The sequence below is a fragment of the Paraburkholderia nemoris genome, assembly GCF_905221015.1.
Classification (GTDB): domain Bacteria; phylum Pseudomonadota; class Gammaproteobacteria; order Burkholderiales; family Burkholderiaceae; genus Paraburkholderia; species Paraburkholderia nemoris.
In genome coordinates, this window is record NZ_CAJNBO010000008.1 from 199,080 (window position 1) to 225,508 (window position 26,429).

Sequence of the window (26,429 nt, forward strand, 5' to 3'; positions counted from 1 at the left end):
ACTGTTTTAAGAAGCGACAAGAGAAAAAACGGCTCCGGAATCCCGAAACATCCTCCACATGCCATCCAGTGGCATGATAGTGGCCTCGCTTCTCAATCCACCAGCTCTCTCCCGAACATGTCGAACCTGATCGTACATGGCGGCCTCCCGTTACGCGGCGAGATCGTGCCATCCGCCAACAAGAACGCTGTCCTGCCCATCCTTTGTGCCACGCTGCTGACCGACCAGCCACTGCGTCTCATCGGCGTACCCGAGATTACCGACGTCAAGAAGATCCTCGAGATCTTTCGCACGCTCGGCAGCAACGTGTCGATGGACTTTGCCACCGGCGTTCTCGATTTGCATCACCACGCCACGACCTTCGATCCTGTCGCGCACAGGCTGCCGGAGGAGATGCGTTCTTCGATCATGCTGGTGCCGCCGTTGCTGGCGCGTTTCGGCGTTGCACGTCTCGAGAACGATGTGAAGGGCTGCACGCTGGGTGTGCGCGAGATCGATCCGCACGTTGAGGTGTTCGAGCGCTTCGGCGCGAGCATCGAGCGCACCACCGACTCGCTGATCGTGCACGCGAGCACTCAAATGACGGCCAATCATCATTGGCTGGACTACGCGTCGGTCACCACCACCGAGAATTTCGCGCTGTGCGCGGCGTCGGCCAACGGCACGTCGACCTTGGTCAATGCAGCATCGGAACCGCATGTGCAGGAGTTTTGCCGTTTTCTGGCGATGCTGGGTGTGCCAATCGACGGCATCGGCACATCGCGCCTGAGCGTGGAAGGCGGCCATAAACTCGGCGGCGGCGAGTTCCGGTTCAGCGAGGATTTCCACGAAATCGCGACCTTTCTCGCGCTTGGCGCAATCACCGGGGGCGACATCAAGGTTAAAAACAGCGCGCCCGATCAGTTCCCACTGATCGACCGAACCTTCGCGAAGTTCGGCGTGCAGGTGGAGCATCGCGATGGCTGGTCGCATGCAGTTCGGGAAGGCCCATTGCGAGTGCGCCGGCCTTTCACGCAGAACATCCTCACCAAGGTAGAAGCGGCGCCCTGGCCGTATCTGCCCGTCGATCTGCTCCCCATCTTCATCGCGCTTGGCGTGAAGGCGGAAGGCAGCGCGATGTTCTGGAACAAGGTCTATGACGGCGCGATGGGCTGGTCCGTTGAACTCTCCAAGTTCGGTGCGCACGTGTTCCTGTCGGACCCTCATCGTTTGATCACGTTCGGCGGACTTCAGTTAAGTCCCGCGAAGGTTGAGAGTCCGTACATCATTCGCGTGGCCATTGCGCTGCTCATGGTCGCCGCGAGTATCGAGGGGCGCTCGGAAATCACCAACGCGCTGCCGATCCGCCGCGCACACCCCAATTTTGTGGAAAACCTGCGCTCAGTGGGGGCGCGCGTGGAATGGACCAGCAGCGAATGATCGTCTAAGGCGATCCACCAGAACCCGAACATCATGGAGCAAACCTTGCACGAACTTCGCCTCGAGACGTTGCAGGTAGGTGCACTGCGCATGCGTGTGGCCAGCCAGGGCAGCGGCCCGCTGGTGCTGCTATGTCATGGATTTCCGGAGTCCTGGTACGCCTGGCGGCACCAGTTGGCGGCGCTGTCAGCCGCCGGCTTCCGCGCCGTCGCGCCCGACATGCGTGGCTATGGCGGCACCGACGCGCCGCCGGACGCGGAGTCGTACACGATGCTGCATCTCGTCGGCGACATGGTCGAGCTCGTCAACGTGCTCGGCGAGAGCGAGGCAGTGATCGTCGGCCACGACTGGGGCGCGCCGGTGGCCTGGAACGCGGCGCTGTTGCGGCCCGATCTGTTCCGTGCCGTTGTCGGCATGAGCGTGCCGTTCCATCCGCCTGCGCGGGAGGACCTGCTCAGTGCGCTGGAGCGGCAAGGCGTGCAAACGTTCTATATGCAGTATTTCCAGACACCTGGCGTCGCTGAGCGCGAGTTCGAGGCGGATCCCGAAGCCACGATTCGACGCGTCACGTTCAGCATGTCGGGCGATGGGCCCGACCACGTGGTGGCGGGCATACTCGCGCCCGGCACCAGTTTTCTCGACAACACAGTGGACCCCGAGACGCTGCCGGCCTGGCTGAGCAGCGAAGAGATCGCTTACGTGGCAGGCGAATTCGCGCGCGCCGGTTTCCGAGGTGGGCTGAACTGGTACCGCGCCATTCGACGCTCGTCGGAACTCATGGCCGCATGGCGCGGCTGCGTGATCCGGCAGCCATCGCTATTCGTGGCCGGCGCGAAAGACGACGTCCTTAAGTTTCCGGGCGCGCAGGCCCGTATCGCGAATCTGGCACGCGTGCTGCCCGGACTGCGCGGATGCCATATTCTCGACGGCGCGGGTCATTGGATTCAACGCGAGCGTTCGGCGGAAGTGAGCGAGTTGCTGGTTGCGTTCCTTAAGGGACTGTAGGCAGCGTGCATGCCGGTTCGCGCAATTCGTGACGCAGTGACTTATCGATGAAGCGGGTCCGCCACGGCTCGCTATCGGAATCGCTCGGGACGGAACGGATGAGGATCGGTAAAAGGCTCGCCGCCCGTCATCATTTCCGCGAGCAAACGGCCCGTCACCGGACCGAGCGTCAATCCGTGATGGTTATGCCCGAACGAGAACCACAACCCTCGATGGCGAGGCGCGCGCCCAATGACAGGCCGCATGTCGGGCGTACAGGGCCGCAACCCGAGCCATGGCGCGTCATCGAGGCGGCGGCCTAGACCGAATATCGGCCGGGCAAGGGCTTCCGCGCGGTCCAGTTGAACGCCCGTCGGTGGTGCGTCGCGCCGTGCGATTTCAACGCCAGTAGTCAGGCGCAAGCAACCTTGCATGGGCGCAACCACATACCCTTTTTCCGTGTCGACCAGCGGTATCGACAGCATCGATTTCGTCGCCTCGTAGTGCATGTGGTAGCCGCGCTTTGCCCGTAGCGGTATCCGATATCCGAGCGGCTCAAAGACTTTGTCGGACCAGGGGCCGAGCGCCACGACGACCTCTTTGGCACTGATCCTGCCTTGCGAAGTCTGCACAGTCCATGCATCGGCTTCCTGACGCACCGTGACCGCCTCGCCAGTGAGCAGCGCGCCGCCGCCCTCGTCGAACAGTCGCGCGTAGCCCTTCGTCAACGCACCTGGATTGGAGATGCTCTTCGGGTCCTGCCAATGCAATGCGCCGCTAAAACCCGGCGCGATACCCGGTTCGCGCGCCGCCAGTGCATCGGCGTCGCACGGCACCACGCGCAGTCCGTATGTCCTCGCTGTGTCTTCGGCGGCCGATGCCTGCCGTTCATATTCCGAGCGCGTGCGAAATGCCTCGATCCAGCCGCCGTCGTGCGCGAGGCTTTGGAGACCGGCACGCGCGATCAGCACGTCGTGCTCGGCGACACTTCGCCGGATCAACGGCAACATATCGCGCGCGGCAGCTTCGAGCCGCTCGGGAGACGACTCCCACCAGAAGCGCGCGAGCCACGTCGCGAAAGACGGCAGCGCTTTGTAGTCCCAGTAAAGATCGGTCGACCGATTGCGCATATAGCGCAGCAGCGTACCGAGATCGCGCGGAAAGCCGTAAGGAACCACCGACGAGCTTTCGATCAGCCCGGCATTGCCGAAACTGGTCTCTTCGCCGGGGCCGCGTCGATCGACGAGTCCCACGCGGCGGCCGCGATCCTGCAGATGCAGCGCGGACGACACGCCGACAATCCCGGCTCCCAGCACGATCACATCGAAATCCATAAACTCGCTCGAATGTTCATTTCGGATCCCGATGCGATTCAGCTCGCATCGGGTCATGAACCGGTTACTTCGCGATGATGTCGCGCTTGAAATACTTCTGCGACAGGTTGCTCAGCGTACCGTCTTTCTTTAACGCGGCGAGCGCGGCGTCGATCTTTCCGGCCAACGCCTTGTCGCCCTTGCGCAAGCCGAAGCCCGTGCCTTCGCCAAGCGTTGCCGGATCGCTGAGCGGTTGGCCGGCAATCGCATAGTCATGGCCTGACGGCTTGTTCAGGAAACCGTCCTCAACAGTCTGCGCTTCCTGGACAGCGGCATCCAGACGTCCGGCAACGAGGTCGGCGTACACCTGATCCTGGTCCTGGTACGAAACGATCGAGACGCCGGCATTCGCCCAGTGGAGCTTAAGGAAATCTTCCTGCGACGATCCCTGCAGAACGCCGACGCGTTTGCCCTGCAGGCTCTTCACATCCGGCAACAAGGACGAACCACGCTTCGCCACCATCACGATCGGCACCACGTAGATCGGCGGCGTGAAATCGATGGACTGTTTGCGCTTGTCCGTAATGTTCATCGCGGAATTGATGACATCGAATTTGCGCGCCTGCAACGCGGGAATCAAGCCGTCGAACGAATTCTCCACCCACTCGCATTTCACGGCCATCTTCGCGCAGACCGCGTTGCCGACGTCAACGTCGAAGCCCTGCAATTGTCCCGTCGGCGACTTGCTTTCGAACGGCGGATACGCGGCCTCGATGCCGAAGCGCAAGGTGCTTTGAGTCTCGGCGCTGACAGTGCCAACCGAACCGATTAGAGCAGCAGCGACGAAAAGTGAGAGTGAAAGCTTCAGACGCATGATGGTTCCCTATGAAATTGGGGTTCACAAAATTAGGGCACGGGCGATAACTGACGGCGCGACCTCGAGAAGACGCATGAGGTGCCAGAAAGGCCTGCTCTCACACTCGTTCTGGAAAAACAGTCTATTCTGGACACTCACAAATGCAAGCGATTTTCAAAATAAAAGTCCAGACTGGACTTTTTGACTTTAGAATTGCGTTGACGCCGCTAGCCGGCAACGATGTGGAGAGCAGGCCCATGAGCAGCACAGACACAGTATTCCCGTTGATCGTCCAGCAGGACGCGGTGCGCAAAGCAGTGCCTCATCTCGATGTGCGCGGCGCGTTGACACGCATGTTTCTCTCGCTTGCGAACGACTCCGCGGTGCAGCCGCCCCAGACCTTCACTCCGTTTCCACAAGGGGCTGGCGATTTCATTACGTACTTAGGGGTCCTGGCGGACGCCAAGGTATTCGGAGCAAAGATGTCGCCGTACATCGTGACCGAAGCGAAACCGGTCATTACGGCATGGACCGCACTGATGTCGATGGAAACGGGGCAACCTTTGATGTGGTGCGATGCGGGTCTGCTCACCATCGAGCGCACCGCCGGCGCAACGGCACTTGCGGTGGAACACCTTGCGGCGCCCGACGCACGCAGGCTCGCCATCGTCGGCGCGGGTGCCGTGGGGCAGGCGCATTTGCGCCACCTTGCACCGCTGCGAGCGTGGGACTCGATCAATGTGTTTTCACCCGAGCTTGCTAGCAACGCGGCAAAGCGCGCGGAGGTCGCCGCCCTTCATGAACGCGTGCGGATTTGCACCCAGCTCGATGAGTGTGTGCGCGATGCCGACGTGGTCGCGTTGTGCACATCCTCTGGCACGCCTGTACTGTCGGACAACCTGCTGACCAAGCCGGCACTTATCACGTCGATCAGCACGAATGTCGCCAATGCGCATGAAATTCCACCGGCGTGGATTCAAGACATGGACGTCTATTGCGACTATCGGCGAACCACGCCCGCCAGCGCGGGCGAAATGAAACTGGCGGCGCAACGGCATGACTGGTCGCCGGAAAGCGTTCTGGGCGATTTGCCCGAACTCGTATCCGGTACGGCCAGGAAACCCTCCTGGCGGCAGCACGTTTTCTTTCGCTCGATCGGACTCGGACTGGAAGATGTGGCGATCGCCTACGCGTTGTTCATGCACGTGAGCGGGCAACCGATCGGTTGAGCAAGACGGATGCGGCGGTGCGTGGGCCGCCGCAAACAGGGGGGAATATTGCCCGTGGCAAAATAGTGCATCGCACGAATATGCGTTGCACATTGACGCACATGCCGGCAGACCCGGCCAAACCGAAAAATCTCATGCTTCCCTATGCGAAAGACTAAGACCACACCCGCGCGCCGGCTCTTGCTGGATCGCTACGGCCGTGTCGCCGACGGTATTGCGCTGCTCTTCTTTCCGTACGTCGAAATCGTCATTCATGACCTGCATAGCCAGACGATCGCGTACATCGCAAACAACCTGTCAAAGCGTGAACTGGGCGATGAATCAGCGCTGGAAGAGATTGATCATTCAGCGGAGTCAGGCACGATCGGTCCGTACGAAAAGATCAATTGGGACGGCAGACGAATGCGCTGTGTCAGCACGGTGCTCTTTGACGACGCAGGCGCGGCGGTCGGCGTGATGTGCGTGAATTACAACATCGCCGTCTTCGAGGACATGAAACATGTCATCGACCGCGTGGTGTCGGGCGCGGGTCTGGTGAAGCAGCCTGAGGAGCTGTTCAAGGACGACTGGCAGGAGCGCATCAACACGTTTCTCCACGCATGGCTTCAGGAACGCCAGTTGGCACTCAACTCCCTGACCCGGGAACACCGTCGCGAACTGGTCGAGGCACTGTGGGAGGAAGGGGCCTTCAAAGGAAAGAGCGCGGCTAATTACGTTGCCAACGTTCTGGGCATGGGCCGTGCGACTGTTTATCAGCATATAAGGGATTTACGCGGCGCCGCAGCCTAGGTTGAATCGGATTCACCGGCTGGCTGCCGTCGACTGCGGCTTCTGATATTTTCAGAAGGCAACTGCACGATATATCAGGAGCTCATTGCGCGACCGATATACCACCGATGCAAATTACAGTCCGCTATACTTTCAATTGCCTGAAGGTAGTCTGCTGCGCGGTATGTTTGGCCAGGCATAACCGCATGGTGCCGTGCCCGAGTCGGCTGATCCACGTGTCAATCGCTCGGCGATGCGAAAAACCACCGTAGTATTGTCGGAGACGGGCACATGAGCACGACAATTTCAATCGAAGAGCCGCCTCGCCTCATCGGGATCGTGACCAAGGTCTACTCAGGTTTGCTGATCATTGGTTTTGCGCTCCTTCCCGCCTACCTGATTGCCTATCTGGCTTTCTTTCAAGACCCAAGCCTGAAGTTCGAAAACCACGGATTTCACGAAATCGCGATTGCGGCAGCAACGCTCGAGGGGCTGTTTGTCACCTATGTGACCTGGCGGTGTTATCTGTCGTCGGGTGAACCGCTGTTGCGGTGGTTGACTCTAGGTTTTCTGGGCTTTGTGCTGGTCTATGCGCTGCACGGCGCGTTCACCGGCATGGCTCACCACAATATCTGGCTATTCCTGCTCTACGGACCCGCATCGCGTCTGGTGATGTCGGTGCTGCTGCTGGTTGGGCTTCTCTCGTACCACCGCGCGCCGGACGCGCTCAAAGAGCGCTCGAATCCGCGCCCGTGGCTAACGTGGATCGCCGTGTTCGTCGTGATCGACCTGGTCGTCGGAGTCATTGCAAACTCGCCCATCGCGGGCAACCTCGCCGTGCGGCTATCCATGGAAGGCGGGGCGCTCGTCTTCTCGACGCTGAACGTCACGGTGCTGATGCTGCGTCGCATTCGCTCGCCGCTGATGGTGGTCTACGGCATCTCCATTACCTTCTTCGCGCTGGCGTCGCTCGCATTCATTCTCGGCAAGCCGTGGAATCATATGTGGTGGCTGGCACACGCGATCTTCGCCGCGGGCTTTTTCCTGCTGAGCTATGGCGTCGTTCAGGCGTTTCGCACCACGCGCTCCTTTTCGACGATCTACAGTCAGGAAGAACTGATGGCTCGCCTCGCCGAAGCGATGGCACGCACGGAAAGCGCGCTGCAGGAACTCCAACGCACCAATCACAAGCTCGAGCACCTCGCCGCGACCGATCCGCTGACGGGTGCCGCGAACCGGCGCGAGTTTATCCAGCAAGTAGAGGCGGAAATCGCACGAGCCAAGCGAGGTGGTGCGCCGTTCTCGCTGCTGGCGTTGGATCTCGACCACTTCAAATTGATCAACGACAACTACGGCCATCAAGTAGGTGACGAGGTGTTGCAGCGATTCGTGCAGAAATGCATTGATGCCATTCGGCCCTATGACGGCGTGGCGCGGGTTGGTGGCGAAGAGTTCATGGTGCTGCTGCCTAAAGCCGCGCTGGACGTGGCACGTTCGATCGCGGAGCGCGTTCGGGGCGCCGTGGCTACCGAAGAGTTCTATACCGGAACCGGGCGGGCCGTCGCCGTTACTGTCAGTGTTGGCGTCTCGGAGTTTGGCCGCGACGGCGTCACGATCGACACCCTCTTACGCGTCGCCGATGAACGCCTTTACCGGGCCAAGCACGATGGCCGCAACCGCGTGGTGGCCGGGTAGCGGCGATAACAGGTGTTGCTCTTTGCCACCTACGGGTTTTTCCTGGTCCCAGCCTATGTCGATACCGGCGTCGCCGGATCGTCGTAGGGGTATGTTCAACTTCTCCAGTGAAAGGCCAGCACACCATGACTACCGGAACAGTCCGTCTCCATCGCGTCTTGAACGCAACTCCCGAACGCATCTATCGGGCCTTCCTCGAAGCCGATGCGATCGCGAAGTGGCTTCCTCCCTATGGGTTCACCTGTCAGGTCCACCACATGGATGCACGCGTGGGTGGCACTCACAAGATGTCCTTCCGCAACTTCGGCACCGGCAATAGCCACTCGTTCGGCGGCGAGTACATCGAACTGGTGCCGTTCGAGAAGATCCGCTACTCGGACCGATTCGACGACCCGAACCTGCCCGGCCAGATGAACGTCACCATTTCATTGCGAGCGGTGTCCTGCGGAACCGAGCTCACGATTGTGCAAGAGGGTGTGCCCGAGGTCATTCCAGTGGAGATGTGCTACCTCGGCTGGCAGGAGTCGCTGGTTCAGTTGGCGAAGCTGGTCGAGCCGGTGATCCCCGACTAGCGTGTGACGCTCACGGCTTTGGTCCCTTGCCAAGGCCGAGCTTTTCCATTGCTTCATGCGCATCGATCACCAACGTGGCGATCTCGCTCACCGTGACCCGGAGACTTGTCGCTCTTGAGCGCATGTGCTCGTATGCGTTGCTCTCGCTGAGCTGGTGCGCCTCCATGAGAATTCGGATGGCTTTTTCGATGTGGCGTCGCGCCTTGATCGCTTCCTCGAGCTTGGACACCTTGCTGTGCAAGCGCTGCTGGTAGCCTGAAGACGCACGCGCAAGCACCAGGGTGCTCAGAATGCCGGTAGACCGGTAGGGCTTGGTGATGACACCATGCGCCTGCGTGTCCACCAGCATTTTTAGCGCCGTTGGATTCTCGTAGTCGGATAACGCGATCAACGTGGCTTCGGTATCGGCTGCGCACCAGTTGCCCGCGCTGCGGGTTTCGGGGCCGACGAGAAAGAAAATCGCGTCGACATCGGCGGGCAGTTGCGACGGAAACGGCCAGAGCACGCGCACCGGACAGCCGATGCGGCGCAACTGCTCTTCCAGAACAATGCGATCCTCGCCCGGCGGATGAATCACGAGGACGCGCAGCGTGCGTAGATCGTCGAACAGACGACGGGCCCCCGTGCTCATGCCGATTCTCCGTCGAGCCAGAATTCCGCGAATCCGTACGTCGTCAGATAGGGATCAGGTTTGACCGGACCACGCCCCTCCCAGACGATATCGAACGAGCCGTCCGGCCTGCACACGGCAATGCGCGGCGTCAGGATAGCGTGATTGTTCTCCGGATCGATTTTCAGCACTCCCTCTGGCGAATCGAATTCGACTTCGTGTACCGCCTCCACCAGCCTGGCCGTATCGAGACTCCCGCTACGGGCCAGCGCCAACGCAAACAGATGCACCTGGTTATACGCCATCTCCGACCACATGCTGGCCGGTTGATCTCCGAATCGCGCATGCCATGATTTCAGAAAGCGCTGGTTACTCGCGAGGTTCAGCGTGTTGACGTAACTCGCCGAAACGATGTGGCTGCCACACAGCTCGGAGCCGATCATCCGCGTTTCGCCCTCGGTCATTGTCAAGCTTGCGATCGGAATCTGTGCCGGGTCGATACCGTGCTCGCGATACAGCCGGTAAAAGTCGCGCGCACCTCGCCCGATCAGCGTGGAGAACACGACATCGGGCTCGATGTCCTTGATCTGCCGCACCACGTCTTCGAGCGCCGCTGGATCCGCATCGCTCGGCAGATAGAGTTCTTCCACGATTTCGCCGCCATGCTGCTCGACCATGTCACGCATGATCCGATTCGATTCTCGCGGATAGATGTAGTCGGCGCCAACCAGAAAAAAACGGCGGCCATGATTGCGCAGCAGATAAGCGGCCAGTTGCATGCTGTTCTGGTTCGGCACCCCGCCGGTGTAGATCACGTTCGGCGAATACTCAAATCCTTCATAGATCGAGCAGTACCAGAGCAATGCGTTAGTGCGTTCGATCACCGGTAAAACCGCCTTTCGGCTCGACGAAGTCGAACAGCCGAAAATCACGGTCACGTCGTCTTCCTGCAGCATCCGCGTGGCGAGCCGGCGATATTCGTCGGGATCGCTCTTCGGATCGTAAACAACCGGGTCGAGCAGGCGCCCGCCCACGCCGCCGGCCGCGTTGACTTCCTCGATCGCGAGCACGGTGCCGAAGAAATGCTCCGACCCGGTCGCTGAAGTCACGCCCGTGCGCGAGTACAGCACGCCGATGCGCCAACCATCGTCCGCGGGCGCCGGATTGGCCGGCTGTCGCGAGCTCGCCTCCATTTCGTCTCCTCCTTGCATCGCTTCCTCGTTGCTCAGGTCGCGGGAAAACGTCCCACTGCTGCCGCGATCGCCTGCTCGGCAAATGCGGCGGCGTCAAGGCATCGGGCATCGTCCCAAGGGCGGCAGATCACCTGCACGCCGATCGGGGCGCCGCGTGCGCCCCTCAATCCCGGCACGTTCACGCACGGGCAACCGAGCAAGGTCCAATTGCGATTGAACGCGGGGTCGCCCGTGGATGCGTGGCCGTCGGGCGCTTCGTCGGGCGCGCTCGGTGTCAGCAAGCCGGTGATGCCGTCGAATAGTTCGGCAAGCCTGGCTTTCGCCTGTTCCGCGAGCACACATGCCTTGATGTAGGTTGCGGTATCGATCCTCGCTGCGCGATCAAGAAAACCGGCGAGCATCGGCGATAGATCGGCGCGATGATGATCGTACTCGAACCCCAACGACTGATACGCCTCATAGCTCTGGATCGTGTTGTGCGCGGCGACCAGGTCGGCCATCCACGGCGCGAAACGCACACGCCGCACGCGCCCTCCCGCCTGCTCGATGGCGTGCACCGCTTTGTCGAGCGCATCACTCGCATTCGCTGACGGCGCGGTCCATGGGTAGCTGTCCGGTACGCCGAACACCGGGCCGGCCGTCACGCCGCTCAGGGCAAGTGAGCGGCCCGACAAGGCCTGGGCCAAGTAAGCCACGTCACGCACACCGGCGCCGAACAGGCCGACCGTATCGAACGACCACGAGAAGCACTTCATGCCGACAGTCGGCAACATGCCGAGTGTGGGCTTGTAGCCAGCGATGCCGCAGAACGAAGCGGGCCGGATGGTCGAGCCGCCGGTCTGCGTGCCGATAGCGAAAGGCACGATGCCGGCGGCCACCGCAGCAGCCGACCCGGATGATGACCCACCAGGGGTACGCGTCAGGTCGCACGGATTGCGCGTCACTGGGGGCGTCATATAGGCGAATTCACTGGTGACGGTCTTGCCGATGACAATGCCGCCGTTACGCCGCACCAACGTCACAATCGCGGCATCCGACTTCGGCTGATGGCCTTCGTAAATTGGCGAACCGTAGCCGGTGACCAGGTCGCTCGTGTCGAAGATATCTTTCACCGCGATCGGTATGCCGGCCAGCGGACCCGTTGCACCGGCGGCCGAAGTCAACGCCGTTTCCCGCTGAGCGACGGCCGTCATCGCCCTCACCTCGGGCTCGACTTCCTCGATGCGCGCGAACGACTCGAGAACGGCGCGTTCGCGCTCGCGCGGGTCGCCGGCGGTTTGCTCGAGCAGGTCCAGTCCTGAGCGGGGTCGATAAAAAGAGTTTGCGTTCGTCATATGCCGCCTATCGTCATGGTCGTCCTGAATGTTGCTTACACACGCAGGTGTTCGAAGATCGATCCTACCGCTGCTTCATCTTTCGCGTTGCCATGCTCGAGGATCTCGCCTTGCTTGAGTACCGCGTAGCGGTCGGCAACCTTCAGCGCAAAGGGAACATTCTGCTCCACCAGCAGCAGCGTCGTGCCGTGCTGGCTGCGTTCCCATAGCAGTGCGTCGGCGAGACGGTCGATCACGGACGGTTGCAACCCTTCCGTAATCTCGTCGAGCAAAATGAGCGAAGGACGCATCATGAGCGCGCGCGCCACCAGCAGCATCTTCTGTTCGCCGCCGGAAAGCGTGCCGGCCAGCTGCTTCAGGCGACTTGCGAATACCGGGAACACAGGCTCGATCGCGGCAAAGCGTTCGTCGAACGCCGACGCCTTCTGGAGCCCAAGACGCAGATTGTCGCGAATGGTGAGGTCCTGAAACAAGGCATGTTCCTGCGGCGCGTAAGCAATGCCTTCTCGTGCAATCTGGTGAGGCGCCATGCGCGTGATGTCTTGCCCGCGCGCACGGATGGCGCCGGCTTTCTTCGGCAGGTAGCCCATGATCGTCTTGAGCACCGTCGTCTTGCCCATTCCGTTCTTGCCGAGCAGCGCGACGGCCTCGCCGTCGGCAACGGTCATCGAGAGCTTGCGCAGCACGACCGAAGCCTTGTACCCGCTCGTCACGTCCTGCAACTCCAGCGCAATCTGGCTCATGACGCCTCCCGTTGTCCGACGTTTTCGCCTGCCGCAGCGCTTTGCGCAGTCCCGGCATATATCGTTCTGACCAGCTCCGAGTTGACCACTTCGTCGAAGTTGCCTTGCATCACGATGCGCCCCTGATGCAGGACCACGATACGTGTGGCAATTCCGGCCACGAAGTCGAGGTCGTGCTCCACCAGCAGACAACAAAGCCGATACTGATGAGCCAACGCGGCGAGCACGTTGCCGATTTGCGTGCGCTCCGTTTTGGTCAAGCCTGCCGTGGGCTCGTCGAGCAGTACGATACGCGGCTCCAGTGCGAGCACCATCGCCAGTTCCAACGCCTGCTGTTGGCCATGCGAAAGATCCTTCGCCACGGCGCCCAGCCTTTGATCGAGATGCGTGGTACGCAGTACCTCCAGCGCATAGGGCGGCAATGCAAGTGTCGTGGAGCGTCGCAGGAGCGATGGCCGCCCGATGATGGTGCCCGCGATTCTCAGGCACTCCGCAACGGTAAGCGTCTCGAAGATGTTCGCGTTCTGGAACTTGCGCCCCAAGCCGAAATGCACGCAGCGGTCCGGCGGCAATTGACGGACATCGTTGCCACACAGCGCGACCGTGCCGGCAGAGCGTTCGGCGCCGTCGCTCATGCAGCGCATAAGCGTCGTTTTGCCGGCGCCGTTCGGGCCGATGAGGCCGACCAGCTCACCGCCATCGGCGTTCAGATCGATGCCTTGCAACACTTTCAGGCTGCCGTAATGTTTGGCGACGCCGTTCATCTGCAGCGCTGGCACTGATAGCTCCCGTTCATGAGCTGTGCCGACGTTTCGCTCAACCAGCTCCGGTTCGGCGCCGTGACCCGCCAGATGACGCAATGGCTTGAGCAACAGAGGCACCAAACCTTGCGGCAACAGCACGATCACAGCGACAAACGCAGCGCCCAGAATCAGTTGCCACGCGAACGGCATGCTGCCGCTGAGATAGGCGGTCCCGACATTGATCAGAAGCGCGCCGATCACCGGCCCCCACAACGTTCCCCGGCCGCCTAGCGCGACCCAGATAATCAGTTGGGTGCCAAGAACAAACCCAGCCAGCTCAGGCGCGACCACACCGCTGAACGATCCGTAGCCGAATCCAGCGAGGCCGGCGATGGCCGCGGTTACAACCAGCAAGATGATCTTGACGAGCGAGGTATTGATGCCGAGGTACGCGCAGCGTGATTCGTTGTCGCGGATAGCAGCCAGCACGCGGCCACCGTCGCTACGCACGAATAGCCACGCAATCGATGCAACGGCCAGCAGCGCCGCACCGGCGAGCCAGTACCAGGCCTGCAGCGAGAGATCGAAGGTCTCATAGCCGGTGAGTCCCGAACTCGAGCCGGTCCACGCGCCGCCGGAGAGCAGCAACTGGCTGAGAACGATCGGCAATACGAGCGACATCACCGTCGCGAAGAACGGCGACGCGCCGCGATAGAACGACAGCCAGCCGAGTAATGCGGCCACGGCCGCGGTCACCGCGATAGCCGCTCCCACGGCAAGCACCACGTAACCCGCTGAAAAACCGCCGTGCGTAAAGACAAGACCCGCTGCATAGGCGCCCAGACCGAAGAACGCCGATTGCCCGAACGTCAGATACCCGGTGTACCCCCAAAGGATATCCACGGTCACGGCTACGATTGAGAAGAAAAAGGCCTGAATGAGGACGTTGAGCAGATACGAGCCGAAGACAAGCGGACCCGCGGCCAGCAGCACGACAGCCAGGCCACCGGCCACGAGCAGACCGCGTCCGTGAATCGTTCGCCCGTTGCTTGCCCGCTCATCGTTTTGCACGGTTGGATCATCGGCTCGATGGGGCGATGCGTCGACTTTAACCATGAGAGAACCCCTTCGGACGAATGCGCAGCGTGAGCGCCGCCAGCACGGCGATAGTCAAGCCGCCCAGCACCGGACTGACGAACGTGCTAACCAGCACCTGGCAAGCGCCGAATACGAGGCACGTCACCAGCAAACTGAGCATCGAATGTCCTGAAACCATGACCAGCATGAACGCGCTCACCAGCCACGGCAGTCCCATATCGGGGTCGACGCTCGACAGCGGCGTAATGAGTGTGCCGGCGAGCGAACCGAGCGCGGCGCCCAGACTGAAGGTGATAAAACGGATGCGGCCGGAATGAATGCCGAGCCCCCGCGCCAGATCCTCATTCATGATCACCGCGCGCGTCTTGATGCCAAAGCGCGTTCCCGTGAGCAGCGCGGTCATGAGAATGCACAGGCCGAGTGCGATCGGGATCAGTAGCAAACGATAGGCCGAGTAATCCGTCCCACCGATGGTGACGGCGCCTTTGAGCGGCGTCTCCACGAACTGCGCCTCGCGGCCGAAGGTCATCACGATGAGCTGTCCAATCACGATGCCGAGACCCCAGGTAGCAAGGATCGCGTCGAGCGGACGCTTGTAGAGCGGGCGTACGATCACCTGCTCTACAAGCATGCCCACGACGGTACCCACTACGACCGCGAGCGGCAACCCGAGCCACGGACTCAGCTTGAGCTGCGTCACGACGAAGCTCGCGTATGCGCCTATTGTCAGCAGTGCACCGTGGGCGAAGTTGACGATTTTCATCACGCCGAAAATCACCATTAGCCCCGCGGTCACGATGAATAGCACCGCCGCGGTTGTGAAAATGTCGAGTGCGAGAACCATTGTCTTCTCCAGTCGCATCCGCCTGTGAATGCGCGTCAGGCGGATGCTGTATTTCCGATTGCGTCTACTTGATATTCGGGCACTGCGCGCCCGGATCCACGTTCGGAAAGGTCTGCAAGATCCTGATCGAGCCGTCCGCCTGTATTTGGCCCAGGCGCATGGCGAGAGGCGTGTGGCGGCTCCTGTTCATAGCCACCGGTCCGCGCGGCCCGTCGAACGACACCTGGCCCAGCGCCTTGATCACCTTGTCGGCATCGGTCGAGCCCGCCTTTTCGACTGCGGCCTTGTACAGGAAGAAGGCTTCGTACTGCGGCTCGGACAACTCGTTCGGCGTCTTCAGATCCTTGCCGAATTTCTTGTCCATGGCCGCGAGAAACTTCTTGTTGCCCGGCGTATCGATGCCCGTCAGGTAGGAGCCCGACATATACATGCCTGTGGCAACGTCGCCCATGCTCTTCGCCGTGCCTTCATCGATCGCCAGGTTGCCATAAGGCAGTGTCATGCCAGAACCCTTCAACTGTTTGGCGAGCGACACATTAGGCGCGCCGCCGGCTGTCGCGCTGATCAACGCATCAGGATGAGCCGCGCGGATCTTGGAGAGAATCGGCGTCCAGTCGGTGCCGTCGATCGGCAAGTACTCTTCGCCGACTACCTTGCCGCCGTGCTCCTCGATATATTTTCTGGTGAATCCAAGCATACCGCGGCCAAAAACGTAGTCGTTGCCGACCAGATAGAAGGTCTTGGCGCCCTTGCTCTTCGCGAAGTAATCGACCACCGGCGCGACCTGCTGCTCAGGCACCCAGCCATTGACATACATCCACGGGCTGCACGAACGGCCCTCATAAAACGACGTGTACACGAACGGCTTCTTGCCGCGCGCCACGATCGGCAGCGCCGCGTTACGCGCCGCGCTCGTTTCCATGGAAATGATCGCGTCGACGTTCTTCTGGAACACGAGCGTGTCGTACGCTTTCTGCGCGCCGACTGCACCGGACGCGTCGTCGGTGATGTCGAGCTGCACCTGGCGGCCCATGATCCCGCCCGCTGCGTTGATTTCGTCGACAGCGAGTTGCGACGACTGCACGACGGCCGGCGCGACCACGCTATTTGCGCCAGAGAGCCCCACCGCTACGCCGATCCTGATCGGATCGGCGGCGAACGCGCTCATGCAGGTGCAGGCCGCGACGAGCGCCACGGCGGCGCCAAGGATTTGTCTATTGAACGGAGTCATGGATTTTTCCCTCACAGTGGTCGAATGAAATTCTTGTGTTTCGTACGGGCGTGCCATCGAATGCCTCATGCGCGTGAAGGCGGCCAGCCGGTGCCCAGCATCGGGTCGTACACGTCCGCCCGCCGATCGCTCAGCACGTGGTTAAAGGCGTTCAGCGTGCGTTCCGAACGGGTGCGCGTCAGATCGATTGCGGCGTACAGGATTTCTTCGCGATCGACACTGGCCGGGCCCGCGACCGGCCATCCGTTGCCGCCCACAATCAGGCTCTGGCCGACGAACGGTTGACCACGCTCCATGCCGATACGGTTTGCGCACGCGATCACCACGCCGTTGCTGTGCGCGGCCGCCATGGTGAGCGTCGTAGCCATGGCGGGGCGATCGTCCGGCTGTGCCGGCATCGGCACCCAGTTGGTCGGCACGCAAACGATGTCCGCACCTTGCATCGCGGCAAGCCGGTATGTTTCGGGAAACCAGCCGTCGTAGCAGATTGCGATGGCGATTCGTCCCAGCGGCGTGTCGAACACCGGAACACCACGATCGCCCGGTTCGAAGAAGCGATGTTCGTTATTCCAGAGATGCAGCTTGCGATAGACGCCGATGTGACCCGCCGGGCCAGTCAGGATCGCTGAGTTGTAGAGTTGATTGCCCGAGCGCTCGGCAATACCCATCACGACATGAATGCCAAGGCGCTGCGTCGTTTCGGCAAGCAGTTGCGCGGTTTCCCCTTCCGGCAGCGGTTCGGCCAGCGCGAACGCTTCATCGCGATCGCTGAACACGTAGCCGCTATTGGCCAGCTCCGGCAACACCACCAGCGACGCGCCGTGATGCGCCGCGGCTTCGATGTGGCGGATGCATTGCGCCACGTTGTCGTGCTTGCTCCCGACATGAGGTTCCATCTGAACGCATGCGACCACCAGGCCTGCGACGCCACGTTCCGCGGGGTTGTACTGCAACGTCATCATTTCTTCTCCCAAAAGCAAAAAGCCCCCGAACCAGCGTTGGACGCAAGTTCGGGGGCTGCATAGCCTTTCATATGTAGCACGGCATCGTTGCCGTGGAGCCGCCAGAAACAATGACGGCTCAGTCGAAGCGAATTTATGAAGCCAAATTCAGGATGTCAAGCGGTTTGACTGCGCCTGGGGTAATCCTTGGGGACCACTCGATCCTTGTCATGGAACTGCTGCATCCAGTACGGATAAGGCAGATGTGGCTGCGAAACCTGATCCAGACGTTCGGTCTGCGCTGCGCTCAACGCAATGCGCTCAGCGTCGAGGTTAGCGCTCAGTTGATCTGCAGTGCGCGCGCCTACGATGACGGAGCAGACTTCGCGGCGCGCCAGAATCCAGGCCAATGCCACCTGAGCCGGCGACGCGTTCAATTCCGTAGCGATGTCGCGCAATACGTGCACGACAGGATCCGCCTTCGCGGGATCGATCGGCGGGAAATTCAGCCTGGTTCGACGCCCGGTTTCGCCGCTGCTTCCCTCCGTGTACTTACCGCTCAGATACCCGCCCGCGAGCGGACTCCACACCAGAAGCGCAACATCATTCGCCTTTGCCACGGGCGCGATTTCATACTCGACGTCGCGGCTCGTCAGCGCATAGTGAACCTGATTGCTGACGATGCGGACTCCATGCGTACAGTTGGTAATTCCCTGCGCACGCTCCAGATCGCCCGCGCTGAAATTGCACACGCCGATGTGCCTCACCTTCCCCTGCGTAACAAGATCATCCAGCGCGCGAAGTGTTTCTTCGAGCGGCACGAGTGCGTCACGGTCATGCAACTGAAAAAGGTCGATATGGTCCCGGCCGATACGCCGAAGACTCGTCTCCACCGAGCGCATGATGTGCGAGCGGCCGAGTCCGACGTCGTTGTGACCGGCCCCTGTGCGCAACCGAACTTTGGTCGCGACCAGCATGCGCGATTCGTCGAGTCCGAGGTCAGCCAATACCTGACCGACGACGGTTTCAGAGTGCCCTTGCGAATAGGCGTCAGCCGTATCGATCAGGTTGATGCCGCGCTCGACGGCCATCGTGACGAGCCGGGTGGCCTGGGCGCGATCGAGGCCGGCAATTTCACCCCAGATCCCGGTACCGGCACCAAAGGTCATGGCGCCAAGACAAAGGCGGGAAATGCGCAGGCCTGACCTGCCGAGCGTGCTGTATTCCATAGCGAACCCCTTGATATGAATCTCTTGATGAACGATGAACGGAAAGCACCCGGCGACGCGGCGTCCTGCACGCGCCACCGGGTGTGCCCGCGTTAGCCCGCCTGCGAGACGAGGCCTCGCAGAACGGTTTCCAGTTCCACCTCGCCCTTGACGATGTCCGCTTCATCGCTTTCGAAGGCGATGAAGCCTTCATTGAAGCCGTCGAGCATGCGCATGCGCGGCAACGGATTCGTCGTACCCTGAGAGCGGAACAGATCGCCCCATGTTTCGCGCAGCACCACCTCCGCACGAACCGGACGACCGAGCACCTGGGCAAATGCCTCGGCCAGATCGTTCGGGCTCACACGTTGCGGCCCCTCCAGTTCGACAACACGCACGCCGCGCCAGGTTTGCTGAAGCAGTTGCGCGGCGACGCGACCCACGTCTGCGGTCGCGACCATCGGCACCGCCTTGTCGAGCGGCTGCAGAAAGCTGGGGATCACTCCCGTGTCGCGGGCCGGCGCCACGTCCCACGCGGCGTTTTCCATGAACCAGCCGGGACGCAGGAATGTCACGGGCATCGGCAAATCCTGAAGCGCCTGCTCCATCAGCGTACGTTGCGTGAGCAGATTGATCTCGGTGGCTTGCGCGCCGATCGTCGACAGGCAGACCACCTTGCCAGGCGCTGCGGACTGCAGCGCCCCACGCACAGCGTCAATGACGGCACGTGCCTCGGGAAAGCCCGGCGATGGATCGAAGTCGGACGGCGGCAGAATGAAGACGCCTTGCGCGCCCTCGAAAGCGGCGGTAAGCGCTGCCTCGTCGTCCATGTCGGCCGTCACCACTTCACATCCGCGCTCAGCCCACGAACGTGCCCGGGCAGCATCGCGCACCACCGCGCGTAACGGTTGGCCCGCTGCGAGCAACGTGCGCGCCACCGCGCCGCCGACCTTTCCTGTTATCCCTGTGATTGCATACATTGCAGCTTCTCCGTGCGTAAATAGATGGTTCCAAGCGCCGATCAACGATGTGCGTAAAGCGAGTTGAGCGGTGCAGTCGCGGGGGCGGCCCCGGCGGAGACGCGGTTGCCCGAATCAGACGAACCGCTGCGCACACCGCCTAGACCACTGGCGACGTTCGACTCGGCGCCCTTCCGTGCGGCCACCGCAGCTTCGGCCGCCTGAATGTCGGTGGGGTAATGCGGATCGTTGGCGCGTCCGGGCTGGTAGCCCACGCTTTCCAGCTGGATCAGTTCTGCGCGCACCTGTGCACGCGTAACGGTTGAGCTGGATTCCTGAGCGTAGCCAGCGACAGGGAAGGCGATGGCGGCGGCGATAGCAACTGCGAGGTAACGGGTATTCATGACAATGCTCCTTGGGATCGTTGCGGTCGAAACGGACCGTTGGGATGCATTGTGGGTAAACGCGATGAGAAACTAAATGACACGAATGACACTTATGAAGTGACACCCAGTCACTAATGGGCCATAGTGCGGCTTTTGACGCACTGTGCGGGGAGCGCCAATGAGATCGTCCAGCGAGAATCTCTCTAGCGGTATCAGCGTATTTGCGGCTGTGGTCGATGCGGGGACGTTTGCAGCCGCATCCGAAGTGATGGGTATGTCGCCACCCGGGGTTAGCCGGGCCATCGCCCGGCTCGAAAAGCGGCTGAAAATACGGCTCTTCAATCGGACGACCCGCGCCGTTTCCCTCACGGAAGAGGGCAAACGGTTCTACGAGCAGGTCATGCCGCACTTAAGGGGAATGGAGGAAGCGGCCGCAGCCGCATCAGGCGGCACCGCGACAGTACGCGGAAAACTGCGAATCAATCTTGATCCGGCCTTTTTGCGAATCCTTCTGGGCCCGAAGCTCGACGAATTCATGGATGCGCATCCTGAACTTGAACTCGAGTTCATCGCGAGAGATCAGCTTGGCGACCTTATCGTGGACGGCTTCGATCTGGCCTTACGATTTGGCGAACCTCGCTCATCCAGTCTGATTGCGCGAAAGCTTCTGGACACCGCGGTTGTCACGGTCGCTGCACCCTCGTACCTCGCTCGCCGCGGACGGCCAGCGGAGCCTCAGGATCTGGGTCGCGGGGCGCACCGGTGCCTCGAATTCCGGAACCCGGAAACCGGCAAGCCGTATCCCTGGGAGTTTCATCGCAAGCGCAAAAAGCTGATTGTCGAAACGAATGGACGGCTTACGTTGAACGATCCGAGCGCACTCCTCAACGCGTGTCTGGCCGGCTCCGGCGTCGCGCAGATGCTTCTGATCGGAGCAGAACCTCTGATTCGCGAGGGACGGCTCATCAACCTGTTTCCAGACTGGCCGGATGAGCGCTTTCCAATCTATGCGTACCATCCATCACGGCACCACACGCCGGCCAAGACAAGGGTGTTTCTCGACTTCATCGTCGCTTTGACGAGTACGAGTTAGCCAATGGCCACAGAGTGCTCTGCGGGTACCGCTTCAAGCGCGCCAGGCCGGGCCATCAGGAAAGTCATACTCGTCGAGCGACGCCGCATGCATTTCGATGCTGTAGCCGGCTCGTTGCGGCGGCATATAACGGCCGTTTCGAATCACGACGGGATCGACAAAATGCTCATGCAAATGATCCACGTATTCGAGCACCCGCTTGTCCAGCGACGCTGACACGCAGATATAGTCGAACAGTGAAATGTGCTGGACGTACTCGCACAAACCGACCCCACCCGCGTGCGGACACACGGGCACACCGAATTTCGCCGCCATCAACAGGACGATGATCACTTCATTCAGACCGCCCAGGCGGCAGCTATCGACCTGGCAGAAGTCGATGGCCTGCGCCTGCAGCAACTGCTTGAACATCACCCGGTTATGACAGTGCTCACCCGTCGCGACACCAATGGGCCGAATCCGCTCGCGGATGGCCGCGTGGCCGAGGATGTCGTCGGGACTCGTGGGTTCTTCGATCCACCAGGGATCGAATTCTGCCAGGCGCCGCATGTTCGCGACCGCTTCGTCGACGTCCCACACCTGGTTCGCGTCCATCATCAGCTTCAGGTTTTCGCCGATTTCTTCACGCAGGATGCGGGCACGGCGCATGTCTTCTTCGATATTGCCGCCCACCTTCTGCTTGAAGTGCGTCCAGCCCTGCGCGACGCCTTCACGTGCGAGCCGGCGAATCTTGTCGTCGTCGTAACCGAGCCAGCCGGCCGACGTCGTGTAGGCCGGATAGCCGTGCGCCAGCATTTCGCTTTCGCGCTCGCCTCTTGTCTTCGCATGACGGTGCAGCATGGCGATGGCTTCCTGCGGCGTGATCGCATCGGTCACATAGCGGAAGTCGAGGCATCGCACGAGTTCCTCGGGGCTCATGTCGACGAGCAGTTTCCACACCGGCTTGCCTTCCGCTTTGGCCCACAGGTCCCAGGCCGCATTCACGACAGCGGCCGTCGCCAGATGAATGGCGCCCTTGTCCGGACCGATCCAGCGCAACTGGCTGTCCGACGTCAGCGTGCGCCAGAAGGCGCCCATATTCGCGGCGATATCCTCGAGCGTCGTGCCGACCACCAGCGGGGCAAGCGCCTTTACCGCACTCACGCAGATCTCATTGCCGCGGCCGATGGTGAAGGTCAGGCCGTGACCTGTGAGCCCCGTCGGCGAATCGGTTTCGAGCGTCACATAGGTGGCGGAGTAATCCGGTGCGGCGTTCATCGCATCGGAGCCGTCGAGTGAACGCGAGGTCGGGAACCGAATGTCCCGGACGGACAGCCTGGTGATCGTGGGCATCTGAACCCCTCCTCTGCGACAACTATCGTCTTCGGCTTATAAGCAAAGAGGCCATGCGTGTTCGCCTAGCCTCTTTGCAGCCACCTTCGCGCCAATCGAACGCGAGACACGGCGAGAAAAGAAAAGGGAGCGCCGTGCCCCCTCCCCTCTCTTCGCCTCAAGCGGCCCCGGTCAATCGTAGAGCACGGCAGCGATCTTCGGATCGCTCATATTGCTCTTGTCGTACCAGTAGAAGCCCGTGTCGACTTTCTTGGGCAGCTTCTCGCCCTTCAACGCCTTCACTGCTGAGTCGACGACGCATTTGCCGATGCCGACCGGGTTCTGCGTAATAGCGCCGGCCATCAAGCCCGAATTGATGTCGTCCTTCTGCTCCTTGCCGGAATCATAACCAATCAGCACGAGTTTCTTGCCTGATTCCTTGATCCCGATCGCCGCACCTTCCGCCGACCCTTCATTCGCCCCGAAAATGCCCTTGAGGTTCGGGTTGGCCTGGATCATCGTCTTGGCGATTTCCGCCGACTTCAGGTGGTCCCCGCCGCCATACTGGACTGAGACAATCTTGATGTTCGGGTGCTTCGTCTTCATCTCATTCAGGAAGCCATCGCGGCGATCGATGCCGGTGCGGCTGGTCTGGTCATGCACCACCAGACCCACCTCTCCGGCATTGCCGATCGCCTCGGCCATCTTGTCGGCGGCGAGTGCGGCCGCGGCAAGATTGTCGGTCGCGCACGTGGTCAACGGAATGTCGCTATCGACGCCCGAGTCGAAGGCGATCACGGGTATTTTGGCGGCCTGCGCCCGCTTCAACAGCGGAATGGCTGCCTTGCTATCGAGCGCGGCGATGCCGAGCGCCTGGGGCTTCTTGGCGAGCGCCGCCGAGAGCATGTCGATCTGCTTATCGACCATGGCCTCGGTTTCCGGACCCTCGAAAGTGATCCTGACGTTATGCTCCTTGGCCGATTGTTCCGCGCCGGATTTAACCGCCTGCCAGAACTGATGCTGGAAGCCCTTCGAGATCAACGGGATGTAGGTGTCTTGCGCGTACGTCACACTCGCCCCGCCAATGAGCGCGCCAACGCCGACCACGACACCGACTAGTCTTCTTTTCAACATGGGGTTCTCCTCCTAAGTTGGCCATCAACCTTCAGCCGTGCGGGGAGCCTTTGGCGCTCCCTTTTCTTGATCCTGTCTTTTGATCCTGTCTTTTGATCCTGTCTTTTGATCCTGTTTCGCGCAGCGTCCACCTTCGTCAGCTTTTCTTGCGCCGCAAAATATCGGCATAAACCGCGAGAATGATGATGAGGCCGGTCACCACGATCTGCCATTCCTGAGCGACGGACATGATGCGCAGGCCGTTGGTCAGCACGCTCATGATGAACGCGCCGATGATCGTGCCCAGAATCGTGCCCGCGCCGCCGCTAAGCGAGGTCCCGCCGATCACCACGGCGGCGATCGCTTCGAGTTCGTAACCTTGACCAAGTGCCGGCTGAGCCGAATTCAGGCGCGAGGCGATCAGCAGCCCGGCGATCCCGCAAATGGCTCCAGCCAGGCCGTATATGGCGATCTTCCAGCGGTCGACATTCACGCCGGAAAGGCGCACGGCTTCCTCGTTGCTGCCGAGCGCAAACGTGTAGCGGCCGAGCGCCGTGCGATTGAGTGTGATCGAACTCACCACCGCAAGGAAAAACAGGATCAGGACCGCGTTCGGAACCGGCAGGCTCGGCAGGAAAGAACCGATCAGCGAATCCTGCGAGATCATGTAGAAGTTTTCGGTGTCGGTGAAATAGATCGGCTTGTCGGCCGAGACGACGAGCGAAAGACCTTTCAGCAGCAGCATCATGCCCAAGGTGGCAATGAACGGCGGTATTTTCATTTTCGCCGTGAGCGTGCCCGAAATGGTCCCGCAGATCGCGCCCGTGCCGATCGCAGCCAGGACGCCGGTCCACATCGGCAAATGCCAATAGGTCAGAAACACGCCGCAAATCACCGCCGTGAAGGTCATCAAGGTGCCAACGGACAAATCGATGCCACCGGTGATGATGACGAACGTGCAGGCAATCGCCAGCACGCCGTTGACGGCGGTCGCCTGCAAAATCCCGAGCATGTTGTCCATCTGCATGAACGCAGGGGACGCGAAGCTGAAAAAGACCAGCAACAGGATCAGGCTCCCGAAGGCGAGCAGCTTTTGCAGAGCAGTCGGCGTGAAGACGCGGGCTCTGAGGCCGGACAAGCGGCCCTCGTTAGCGAGCGTCGAAGTATCCGATGGCTGTGTCATAAACTGGATCTCTCCTCTTCGGGCTCACGCCGCTTTTAAGGTTTCGCGTTGCGTCGCCAGTTGCATGATGCGCTCCTGCGTCGCCTCCGTGGCTGAAAGTTCGCCGGTAATGCGGCCCTCGCACATCACGACGATGCGGTCGCTCATGCGCAAAATCTCCGGCAGTTCCGACGAGATCATTACGATCGCCTTGCCTTCTCCGGCGAGCGAGCGCAGGAGTTTGTAAATTTCGCTCTTGGCGCCGACGTCGATGCCGCGCGTCGGCTCGTCGAAGAAAAGCACGTCGCAGTCGCGCTCGAGCCATTTCGCAACGACGATTTTCTGCTGATTGCCGCCCGAGAGAAGCCGCACTTCCTGCGTGGCGGACGGCGTACGAATGGCGAGCAGATTGATGAAATGGGTGGCTGTCCGGCGTATCTCGGTGCGGCGCAAGAAGAAATTGAGCGACAGGAATTTGCGCAAGTTGGACATGACGATGTTCGATTCGACGTTCATGCCAGTCGCAAGGCCGAAGCGCTTGCGGTCTTCCGAGAGATAACCGATGCCGCGCGCCACCGCATCGCTCGGATTCCTGATCGTCGCCTTCACACCTTTCACGATGATTTCACCCGATTCGATCGGATCGGCGCCGAACACCGCTCGCGCGACCTCGGTGCGGCCGGCGCCCATCAAGCCGGCAAAACCCAATATCTCGCCTTTGCGCAGTGTGAAGCAGACGTCTCTGACAAGCGGGCCGGCGTTCAGATTGCTGACTTCGAGCGCAACCTCGCCTGTACCTGTGACGTTCACAGAAGGCGCGACGTCGGTCAAGGTGCGCCCGACCATCATGCCGATAATCGCGTCGACGCTGGTGTCTTTCGCGGTGACGGTGGCCACATACTCCCCGTCACGCAACACGGTGACGCGGTCGGCAATCTGCTTTAGCTCGTCCATCTTGTGGGAGATATAGACGATGCCCACGCCCCGGCTCTTCAGCTCGCGAATGATGCGAAATAGCTCGGCGATCTCGGCGTCGTTGAGCGCCGAGGTCGGCTCGTCCATGATCAAGACGCGCGAGTCGAAAGACAACGCCTTGGCGATCTCGACCATCTGCTGCTTCGCGACGGTGAGCGTGCTGACCACCGCGCGCGGGTCGATATTCACATGCATGCGGGCAAGAATGTCGCGCGCCTGCGCATTGAGCTTGTCTTCGTCGAGGAACAAACCGAGGCGCCCACGCGGCTCGCGGCCGATGAACATGTTCTGGGCGACGGTCAGGTGATTCATCAGCTGGAGTTCCTGATGAATGATGCCGATGCCGAGAGCCTGCGCCTCGCGCGGGCTCGAGAACTCGACCGGCTGACCGTCATAGAGGATGTCGCCCGTATCCCGGGTGTAGACGCCGGCGAGGATTTTCATCAGCGTCGACTTGCCGGCGCCGTTCTCGCCCATTAGCGCGTGGACTTCGCCCGCCATGAGCTCGAATTGGACTTCGTGAAGCGCCCGCACGCCGGGAAAGCGCTTGTTGAGCTTTTTAACGGAAATGAGCGGGGTCATGGCGCGGATTGAACGACAAGTCCGCGACCGCCGCTGGCCTCAATTCGGGGAGCGGGTCGAGAAAGCG

General features: G+C 61.1%; 24 protein-coding genes. 7 read left to right on the top strand and 17 right to left on the bottom strand.

Translation table 11 applies throughout. The annotated features are described in order from the left end of the window. Window positions 1-117: 117 nt before the first annotated feature. The gene (locus tag KHO33_RS14750; RefSeq protein ID WP_200564894.1) at window positions 118-1,419 is read left to right on the top strand and encodes a UDP-N-acetylglucosamine 1-carboxyvinyltransferase; all 1,302 of its coding nucleotides are present in this window, start codon (window positions 118-120) and stop codon (window positions 1,417-1,419) included. Between the two features lie 45 nt (window positions 1,420-1,464). Next, window positions 1,465-2,424 (top strand): alpha/beta fold hydrolase, encoded by a 960-nt coding sequence (locus KHO33_RS14755; protein ID WP_234480541.1) that lies wholly within the window; start codon window positions 1,465-1,467, stop codon window positions 2,422-2,424. 71 nt (window positions 2,425-2,495) lie between these two features. On the opposite strand, the gene KHO33_RS14760 is transcribed toward KHO33_RS14755, so the two are convergent. Both KHO33_RS14760 and KHO33_RS14765 read right to left on the bottom strand, forming a co-directional pair. Next, entirely contained in the window at window positions 2,496-3,737 is a 1,242-nt protein-coding gene (locus KHO33_RS14760; protein WP_200564896.1) for an NAD(P)/FAD-dependent oxidoreductase, read from the bottom strand. A 64-nt stretch (window positions 3,738-3,801) separates the two neighbouring features. Next, entirely contained in the window at window positions 3,802-4,590 is a 789-nt protein-coding gene (locus tag KHO33_RS14765) for an ABC transporter substrate-binding protein (protein ID WP_200564897.1), read from the bottom strand. A 239-nt stretch (window positions 4,591-4,829) separates the two neighbouring features. Here KHO33_RS14765 and KHO33_RS14770 point away from each other — a divergent pair, with 239 nt between their 5' ends. The 4 genes from KHO33_RS14770 to KHO33_RS14785 all read left to right on the top strand — a co-directional run bounded on the left by KHO33_RS14770 (window position 4,830) and on the right by KHO33_RS14785 (window position 8,836). After that, entirely contained in the window at window positions 4,830-5,801 is a 972-nt protein-coding gene (locus tag KHO33_RS14770) for an ornithine cyclodeaminase family protein (RefSeq protein ID WP_200564898.1), read from the top strand. A 144-nt stretch (window positions 5,802-5,945) separates the two neighbouring features. Then, window positions 5,946-6,590, top strand: a complete 645-nt coding sequence (locus KHO33_RS14775) for a helix-turn-helix transcriptional regulator (RefSeq protein WP_200564899.1) — start codon at window positions 5,946-5,948, stop codon at window positions 6,588-6,590. Between the two features lie 270 nt (window positions 6,591-6,860). Then, complete coding sequence (locus tag KHO33_RS14780; protein ID WP_054038285.1) at window positions 6,861-8,264, top strand: GGDEF domain-containing protein; 1,404 nt, start codon at window positions 6,861-6,863, stop codon at window positions 8,262-8,264. 125 nt (window positions 8,265-8,389) lie between these two features. Next, window positions 8,390-8,836 carry an SRPBCC family protein gene (locus tag KHO33_RS14785; protein WP_200564900.1) on the top strand — a complete coding sequence of 149 codons (447 nt, stop codon included), beginning with the start codon at window positions 8,390-8,392 and terminating at the stop codon, window positions 8,834-8,836. Between the two features lie 10 nt (window positions 8,837-8,846). Here the strand turns inward: KHO33_RS14785 and KHO33_RS14790 are convergent, their stop codons facing one another. The 11 genes from KHO33_RS14790 to KHO33_RS14840 form a co-directional block, all read right to left on the bottom strand. Then, window positions 8,847-9,467, bottom strand: a complete 621-nt coding sequence (locus KHO33_RS14790; RefSeq protein WP_200564901.1) for an ANTAR domain-containing response regulator — start codon at window positions 9,465-9,467, stop codon at window positions 8,847-8,849. After that, the gene (locus tag KHO33_RS14795; RefSeq protein WP_200564984.1) at window positions 9,464-10,639 is read right to left on the bottom strand and encodes a transporter substrate-binding domain-containing protein; all 1,176 of its coding nucleotides are present in this window, start codon (window positions 10,637-10,639) and stop codon (window positions 9,464-9,466) included. Before KHO33_RS14795 ends, KHO33_RS14790 begins: the two co-directional genes overlap by 4 nt. 32 nt (window positions 10,640-10,671) lie before the next feature. Then, entirely contained in the window at window positions 10,672-11,973 is a 1,302-nt protein-coding gene (locus KHO33_RS14800) for an amidase (RefSeq protein WP_200564902.1), read from the bottom strand. Between the two features lie 35 nt (window positions 11,974-12,008). Continuing rightward, window positions 12,009-12,716, bottom strand: a complete 708-nt coding sequence (locus KHO33_RS14805) for a branched-chain amino acid ABC transporter ATP-binding protein (RefSeq protein WP_093633181.1) — start codon at window positions 12,714-12,716, stop codon at window positions 12,009-12,011. Then, window positions 12,713-14,575 (bottom strand): ABC transporter permease subunit, encoded by a 1,863-nt coding sequence (locus KHO33_RS14810; protein ID WP_200564903.1) that lies wholly within the window; start codon window positions 14,573-14,575, stop codon window positions 12,713-12,715. The genes KHO33_RS14805 and KHO33_RS14810 overlap by 4 nt, the downstream gene beginning before the upstream one ends. Further along, a complete protein-coding gene (locus KHO33_RS14815) occupies window positions 14,568-15,401 on the bottom strand; it encodes a branched-chain amino acid ABC transporter permease (RefSeq protein WP_200564904.1) in 834 nt (277 codons plus the stop codon). Before KHO33_RS14815 ends, KHO33_RS14810 begins: the two co-directional genes overlap by 8 nt. 64 nt (window positions 15,402-15,465) lie before the next feature. Beyond that, entirely contained in the window at window positions 15,466-16,632 is a 1,167-nt protein-coding gene (locus KHO33_RS14820; protein WP_200564905.1) for a substrate-binding protein, read from the bottom strand. A 65-nt stretch (window positions 16,633-16,697) separates the two neighbouring features. Next, on the bottom strand, window positions 16,698-17,594 hold the full coding sequence (locus KHO33_RS14825) for a nitrilase family protein (protein ID WP_200564906.1): 897 nt from the start codon (window positions 17,592-17,594) through the stop codon (window positions 16,698-16,700). A gap of 155 nt (window positions 17,595-17,749) precedes the next feature. Further along, window positions 17,750-18,802, bottom strand: a complete 1,053-nt coding sequence (locus KHO33_RS14830) for an aldo/keto reductase (protein WP_200564907.1) — start codon at window positions 18,800-18,802, stop codon at window positions 17,750-17,752. Window positions 18,803-18,894: 92 nt separating this feature from the next. Continuing rightward, window positions 18,895-19,761, bottom strand: coding sequence for an NmrA family NAD(P)-binding protein (locus KHO33_RS14835; RefSeq protein ID WP_200564908.1), 867 nt, complete (start codon window positions 19,759-19,761; stop codon window positions 18,895-18,897). A gap of 41 nt (window positions 19,762-19,802) precedes the next feature. Further along, window positions 19,803-20,144, bottom strand: a complete 342-nt coding sequence (locus KHO33_RS14840) for a DUF4148 domain-containing protein (protein WP_200564909.1) — start codon at window positions 20,142-20,144, stop codon at window positions 19,803-19,805. Between the two features lie 160 nt (window positions 20,145-20,304). Here KHO33_RS14840 and KHO33_RS14845 point away from each other — a divergent pair, with 160 nt between their 5' ends. Then, the gene (locus KHO33_RS14845) at window positions 20,305-21,219 is read left to right on the top strand and encodes a LysR family transcriptional regulator (protein WP_054038271.1); all 915 of its coding nucleotides are present in this window, start codon (window positions 20,305-20,307) and stop codon (window positions 21,217-21,219) included. 33 nt (window positions 21,220-21,252) lie between these two features. On the opposite strand, the gene KHO33_RS14850 is transcribed toward KHO33_RS14845, so the two are convergent. The 4 genes from KHO33_RS14850 to KHO33_RS14865 all read right to left on the bottom strand — a co-directional run bounded on the left by KHO33_RS14850 (window position 21,253) and on the right by KHO33_RS14865 (window position 26,362). Further along, window positions 21,253-22,551 carry an L-fuconate dehydratase gene (locus KHO33_RS14850; protein WP_200564910.1) on the bottom strand — a complete coding sequence of 433 codons (1,299 nt, stop codon included), beginning with the start codon at window positions 22,549-22,551 and terminating at the stop codon, window positions 21,253-21,255. 171 nt (window positions 22,552-22,722) lie between these two features. Continuing rightward, a complete protein-coding gene (locus KHO33_RS14855) occupies window positions 22,723-23,664 on the bottom strand; it encodes an ABC transporter substrate-binding protein (protein WP_054038267.1) in 942 nt (313 codons plus the stop codon). Between the two features lie 136 nt (window positions 23,665-23,800). Next, window positions 23,801-24,826, bottom strand: coding sequence for an ABC transporter permease (locus KHO33_RS14860; RefSeq protein WP_054038265.1), 1,026 nt, complete (start codon window positions 24,824-24,826; stop codon window positions 23,801-23,803). A 24-nt stretch (window positions 24,827-24,850) separates the two neighbouring features. Further along, complete coding sequence (locus tag KHO33_RS14865; RefSeq protein WP_200564911.1) at window positions 24,851-26,362, bottom strand: sugar ABC transporter ATP-binding protein; 1,512 nt, start codon at window positions 26,360-26,362, stop codon at window positions 24,851-24,853. Window positions 26,363-26,429 lie beyond the last annotated feature (67 nt).

Excerpts from the sequence above, each read along its gene's own strand:
- KHO33_RS14770 (WP_200564898.1), top strand. The coding sequence starts at position 4,830 with ATGAGCAGCACAGACACAGTATTCCCGTTGATCGTCCAGCAGGACGCG.
- KHO33_RS14815 (WP_200564904.1), bottom strand. The coding sequence starts at position 15,401 with ATGGTTCTCGCACTCGACATTTTCACAACCGCGGCGGTGCTATTCATC.
- KHO33_RS14800 (WP_200564902.1), bottom strand. The coding sequence starts at position 11,973 with ATGACGAACGCAAACTCTTTTTATCGACCCCGCTCAGGACTGGACCTG.
- KHO33_RS14760 (WP_200564896.1), bottom strand. The coding sequence starts at position 3,737 with ATGGATTTCGATGTGATCGTGCTGGGAGCCGGGATTGTCGGCGTGTCG.
- KHO33_RS14810 (WP_200564903.1), bottom strand. The coding sequence starts at position 14,575 with ATGGTTAAAGTCGACGCATCGCCCCATCGAGCCGATGATCCAACCGTG.
- KHO33_RS14855 (WP_054038267.1), bottom strand. The coding sequence starts at position 23,664 with ATGTTGAAAAGAAGACTAGTCGGTGTCGTGGTCGGCGTTGGCGCGCTC.
- KHO33_RS14830 (WP_200564907.1), bottom strand. The coding sequence starts at position 18,802 with ATGGAATACAGCACGCTCGGCAGGTCAGGCCTGCGCATTTCCCGCCTT.
- KHO33_RS14790 (WP_200564901.1), bottom strand. The coding sequence starts at position 9,467 with ATGAGCACGGGGGCCCGTCGTCTGTTCGACGATCTACGCACGCTGCGC.
- KHO33_RS14785 (WP_200564900.1), top strand. The coding sequence starts at position 8,390 with ATGACTACCGGAACAGTCCGTCTCCATCGCGTCTTGAACGCAACTCCC.
- KHO33_RS14850 (WP_200564910.1), bottom strand. The coding sequence starts at position 22,551 with ATGCCCACGATCACCAGGCTGTCCGTCCGGGACATTCGGTTCCCGACC.
- KHO33_RS14795 (WP_200564984.1), bottom strand. The coding sequence starts at position 10,639 with ATGGAGGCGAGCTCGCGACAGCCGGCCAATCCGGCGCCCGCGGACGAT.
- KHO33_RS14780 (WP_054038285.1), top strand. The coding sequence starts at position 6,861 with ATGAGCACGACAATTTCAATCGAAGAGCCGCCTCGCCTCATCGGGATC.
- KHO33_RS14860 (WP_054038265.1), bottom strand. The coding sequence starts at position 24,826 with ATGACACAGCCATCGGATACTTCGACGCTCGCTAACGAGGGCCGCTTG.
- KHO33_RS14765 (WP_200564897.1), bottom strand. The coding sequence starts at position 4,590 with ATGCGTCTGAAGCTTTCACTCTCACTTTTCGTCGCTGCTGCTCTAATC.
- KHO33_RS14865 (WP_200564911.1), bottom strand. The coding sequence starts at position 26,362 with ATGACCCCGCTCATTTCCGTTAAAAAGCTCAACAAGCGCTTTCCCGGC.
- KHO33_RS14820 (WP_200564905.1), bottom strand. The coding sequence starts at position 16,632 with ATGACTCCGTTCAATAGACAAATCCTTGGCGCCGCCGTGGCGCTCGTC.
- KHO33_RS14805 (WP_093633181.1), bottom strand. The coding sequence starts at position 12,716 with ATGAGCCAGATTGCGCTGGAGTTGCAGGACGTGACGAGCGGGTACAAG.
- KHO33_RS14775 (WP_200564899.1), top strand. The coding sequence starts at position 5,946 with ATGCGAAAGACTAAGACCACACCCGCGCGCCGGCTCTTGCTGGATCGC.
- KHO33_RS14825 (WP_200564906.1), bottom strand. The coding sequence starts at position 17,594 with ATGATGACGTTGCAGTACAACCCCGCGGAACGTGGCGTCGCAGGCCTG.
- KHO33_RS14750 (WP_200564894.1), top strand. The coding sequence starts at position 118 with ATGTCGAACCTGATCGTACATGGCGGCCTCCCGTTACGCGGCGAGATC.
- KHO33_RS14840 (WP_200564909.1), bottom strand. The coding sequence starts at position 20,144 with ATGAATACCCGTTACCTCGCAGTTGCTATCGCCGCCGCCATCGCCTTC.
- KHO33_RS14835 (WP_200564908.1), bottom strand. The coding sequence starts at position 19,761 with ATGTATGCAATCACAGGGATAACAGGAAAGGTCGGCGGCGCGGTGGCG.
- KHO33_RS14845 (WP_054038271.1), top strand. The coding sequence starts at position 20,305 with ATGAGATCGTCCAGCGAGAATCTCTCTAGCGGTATCAGCGTATTTGCG.